We start from the raw sequence: 3,869 nt of genomic DNA, 5'->3' as shown, positions 1-3,869 counted from the left end.
TAAGACGGATCACCTTTTTAGTCAGGGCAAACGGGTTTAAATGATACAAGTTAAGTACAGTTAACCACCAATCCAGTGATTTTTCTTGATTGAAGGAATTAGTCTCTATTTATATAAATGAAAACATGCAGGACTAAAGTCCCACTTCCCAAAAGTAAGCTAATTATTCATCGGAAGTGGGACTTTAGTCCTGCCTTTTGATGCTTGAATTAACAACTGACCAGAAAGCAAACTCATTCTGTTTGTTTTAAACCCGTTTGCCCTGCCTTTTTAGTTCCTTTGGTATAAATATCCCTCTTACCATCTTCTGATGGAAAAAGTTTAACGTAAAAATGGATTGGTCATCTTTTCATGTCCAATGGTGGTTGTTGGTCCGTGACCCGGATAAACAACGATTTCTGGATCGAGTGTCAGTAGTTTGTTTTTAATCCCACTCACTAACTGAAACTGGTTTCCACGTGGGAAATCAGAGCGTCCAATACCGCCACTAAAGAGGATGTCACCGACAATCACTTGCTGACTTTGTTCATCAAGCAGTGCAATATGACCCGGTGTATGACCCGGAATATGCAATACTTTTAGTTTGATATTACCGACCTCTACAATTTCGCCCTCTTCAAGCCATGCTGTGGGTGTAAAACTGCTGTGGGGCGGAAAACCAAAACGCTGGCTTTGTGCTTCTAACTGCTCAAGCCAAAATAGATCTTCTTTTTCAGGGCCAATAATGGGTACATTTAATGTATTCGCTAGTGCTTCTGTACCACCAACATGGTCAAGGTGACCATGGGTTAATAATACTTTTTCTACACTCACGCCCTGCTTTTCAATGGTTGCTAAAATACGTTCAATATTACCGCCGGGATCAACCACCGCTGCTTTTTGAGTTTCTTCACAAATAATTAAACTACAATTTTGCTCATAGGGTGTCACTGGGATCACAATCACTTTCATACTATTTCTCTTCTCTTGAGGCGAAACTAACGTTTTATTTACTGTAGAACGTTAGTTCTGCCTTTAATTAAACCTGCTCTGTCTGTAAGCGTTGTTTCTTTTGTTGTTCAACTTCTTTGGCCAGATGAATATGGTTCATCACATGCACCATTGCTAATGCGGAAGACTCAATAATATCGGTAGATAAACCGATACCATGGAATTTTTGTCCTTTATAAGAAGCAACAATATCCACTTGACCTAATGCATCGTTACCTTCACCTTTGCCACTTATTTTGTACGATTCCATGGTGATATCGAGGCCAGAAACACGCAATAAACATTGGTAAGCTGCATCAATGGGACCATTACCCGTTGCCGCTTCAATGACTGCCTTTTGATCGCCAATCTGCATAGTAACTGTTGCAGTTGCCACCAAACCAGAACCAGAAAGTACGCTAATATTATCTAATTTGTAGAACTCAGGCTCACTATTAATTTGATTAAAGAACAGTAATGCTTCTAAATCATAATCAAACACTTGGCCTTTTTTATCAGCAAGCTCAAGGAAGCTCGCGTATAACTCTTCCATATCGTAATCTTCATTGCGATAACCCAGCTCTTGCATGCGATGTTGAATCACATGACGACCAGAGCGTGACGTTAAATTTAATTTGTTAGTTAATAGACCGACACTTTCAGGCGTCATGATCTCATAGGTATTTTGTGCTTTTAACACGCCATCTTGATGAATACCCGAAGAATGAGAAAATGCATTAGCACCCACAATGGCTTTATTTGCTTGAATTGGCATATTACAAAGTTGGCTCACTAACTGGCTAGTACGTGAAATTTCCATCGGATTAATATTGGTGGTAAAGCCCATTTTCGCTTGGCGAGTGGTTAAAATCATTGCCACCTCTTCCAGTGAACAGTTACCCGCTCGTTCACCAATACCGTTGATGGTACATTCAATCTGACGCGCACCGTTTTCAATTGCGCTAATAGAGTTTGCCACCGACATGCCTAAATCATCATGGCAATGTACCGAGATAACCGCTTGGTCGATATTTGGCACTCGCTCAAACAGTGTTTTAATGATGGTTCCAAATTCACTTGGGATAGTGTAACCCACCGTATCGGGAATATTAATGGTGCGCGCACCCGCTTTAATCGCCTCTTCAACCATTCGACATAAATTGTCAATCGGTGTGCGACCTGCATCTTCACAAGAAAATTCAACATCATCGGTTAAGTTACGCGCATATTTAACCGCTTTGACTGCCATCTCTAAGACATCATCAAAGCTACGTTTTAACTTGTGTTCAACATGAATGGTTGAGGTTGATATAAAGGTATGAATACGGAATGCATCCGCTACTTTTAATGCCTGTGTCGCCACGTCGATATCTTTAGGCAGTGCACGAGAAAGTGCACAAACACGGCTGTTTTTAATCTCTTGGGCAATGGTTTGCACGGATTCAAAATCACCGGGTGATGAGATAGGAAAACCTACCTCCATGATATCTACACCTAAACGTTCAAGGGAAAATGCGATCTGTAGTTTTTCTTTTACGGTAAGGCTAGCACTTAACGCCTGTTCACCGTCGCGTAAGGTAGTATCGAAAATAATGACTTGATCTGACATAAGAAATCCCTCTTTGTTTGATTTTTTATACGCGGGTATAAAAAAACCCGCAGTAGTTGCGGGTTTTTAGAGTGCTAATTGAAGTTATTCAGACACTCACCACCCGCATGCAATAAGCATGAGCAGGAAAGTTGGCAAGAGTACGAATATTTTTTTCATCAATTAGTCTCGAAAATGGTTAGGATTGGCTTCAACATTACTTGCGATTTTGTTTTTAAAATAGCCAGTCATTTTAGGCTTTTTGGAAACAATTTATCGCAAGTTATTTTGTAACGATTCCTTAGTAGACCAATAATTACGCTTTTTAACAAATGCGTCAAGCGCTTATTACAAATAACGGTTAAACTGCTTCTATTATATGAAAAATAGAGAAGCCGATGGTCGATTACAGCAAACCCGAATCCGATGTGTTGCGTAAACAGCTCAGCGAATTACAATATGCAGTTACCCAAGAAGAGGCAACAGAGCCTGCTTTTAATAACCGCTATTGGGATAATAAGCAGGTTGGCATCTATGTTGATATCACCTCTGGCGAACCGCTATTTAGCTCGCTAGATAAGTTTGACGCACATTGTGGTTGGCCAAGCTTTAGCAAACCATTAACGACTGAACTCATTACAGAAAAGGCAGATAACCAACTGTTTTCTACACGTACAGAAGTACGTAGTCGCCATGCTGATTCTCACTTGGGGCATGTTTTTGAAGATGGCCCGCAAGCAATGGGTGGTTTACGTTACTGCATTAACTCTGCTTCACTGCGCTTTATTACGATTGATGAAATGGCAGACGCGGGATATGAAACGTTATTAGCGCTGTTTGTAGGCCATCAGCAGTAGCGATTTATTTTGTTGATCGTCTAAAAATTAGTGCTGAATATTTCTAGGTGCATGTCCAATCGCTAATAGCGTAAAACCAAGGTGCAGATAAAACCGCTCACGCTGTGGAGTGGGAAAGTAATAAATGGATTGTTCTTGTGGTTTATACCCATGATCTTTGAAAAGACTTCTCATTTAGGAAAATTAAGTTGAAATTTAAATTTAAAAGATCAAACTGTCTATATGCAAATATCATTATCCTATCAGCAAAAAAAGATTTTAGAATCTCGCCATAAAATGAGCAGGGATAAGCGCGAGTGCGATAGAATAAAAGCGATTTTATTATCTGCTGAAGGTTGGTCTGAGGAGTTAATATCTCAGGCGCTACGAAAACACAAAACAAGTATTACTCGACATTTAAATGATTATGTCACCAGTCAAAAAATAACATCGGATAATGGTGGTTCTGAGGGCTA

Annotated in this window: 4 protein-coding genes; 2 read left to right on the top strand and 2 right to left on the bottom strand. The window is 40.0% G+C overall.

Annotation, left to right across the window (positions count from 1 at the left end):
* Positions 1 to 321 precede the first annotated feature (321 nt).
* Together G322_RS0117935 and leuA are read right to left on the bottom strand one after the other, a co-directional pair.
* Positions 322 to 951, bottom strand: coding sequence for an MBL fold metallo-hydrolase (locus G322_RS0117935; protein ID WP_022943069.1), 630 nt, complete (start codon positions 949 to 951; stop codon positions 322 to 324).
* A 67-nt stretch (positions 952 to 1,018) separates the two neighbouring features.
* Positions 1,019 to 2,578: a 2-isopropylmalate synthase gene (leuA, locus tag G322_RS0117930; RefSeq protein ID WP_022943068.1), complete on the bottom strand. Its 1,560-nt coding sequence runs from the start codon at positions 2,576 to 2,578 to the stop codon at positions 1,019 to 1,021.
* A gap of 377 nt (positions 2,579 to 2,955) precedes the next feature.
* Here leuA and msrB point away from each other — a divergent pair, with 377 nt between their 5' ends.
* Together msrB and G322_RS0117920 are read left to right on the top strand one after the other, a co-directional pair.
* Positions 2,956 to 3,414, top strand: coding sequence for a peptide-methionine (R)-S-oxide reductase MsrB (gene msrB / locus G322_RS0117925; RefSeq protein ID WP_022943067.1), 459 nt, complete (start codon positions 2,956 to 2,958; stop codon positions 3,412 to 3,414).
* A 222-nt stretch (positions 3,415 to 3,636) separates the two neighbouring features.
* Positions 3,637 to 3,869, top strand: a 233-nt coding sequence (locus tag G322_RS0117920; RefSeq protein WP_022942015.1) for a helix-turn-helix domain-containing protein, incomplete at its 3' end; no start/stop codon positions are given.

It is taken from the genome of Psychromonas hadalis ATCC BAA-638 (assembly GCF_000420245.1).
Taxonomy (GTDB): domain Bacteria; phylum Pseudomonadota; class Gammaproteobacteria; order Enterobacterales; family Psychromonadaceae; genus Psychromonas; species Psychromonas hadalis.
The sequence above is the reverse complement of the archived record's forward strand: the minus strand, read 5'-3'. Positions and strand labels throughout refer to the sequence as shown.

Excerpts from the sequence above, each read along its gene's own strand:
- G322_RS0117935 (WP_022943069.1), bottom strand. The coding sequence starts at position 951 with ATGAAAGTGATTGTGATCCCAGTGACACCCTATGAGCAAAATTGTAGT.
- leuA (WP_022943068.1), bottom strand. The coding sequence starts at position 2,578 with ATGTCAGATCAAGTCATTATTTTCGATACTACCTTACGCGACGGTGAA.
- msrB (WP_022943067.1), top strand. The coding sequence starts at position 2,956 with ATGGTCGATTACAGCAAACCCGAATCCGATGTGTTGCGTAAACAGCTC.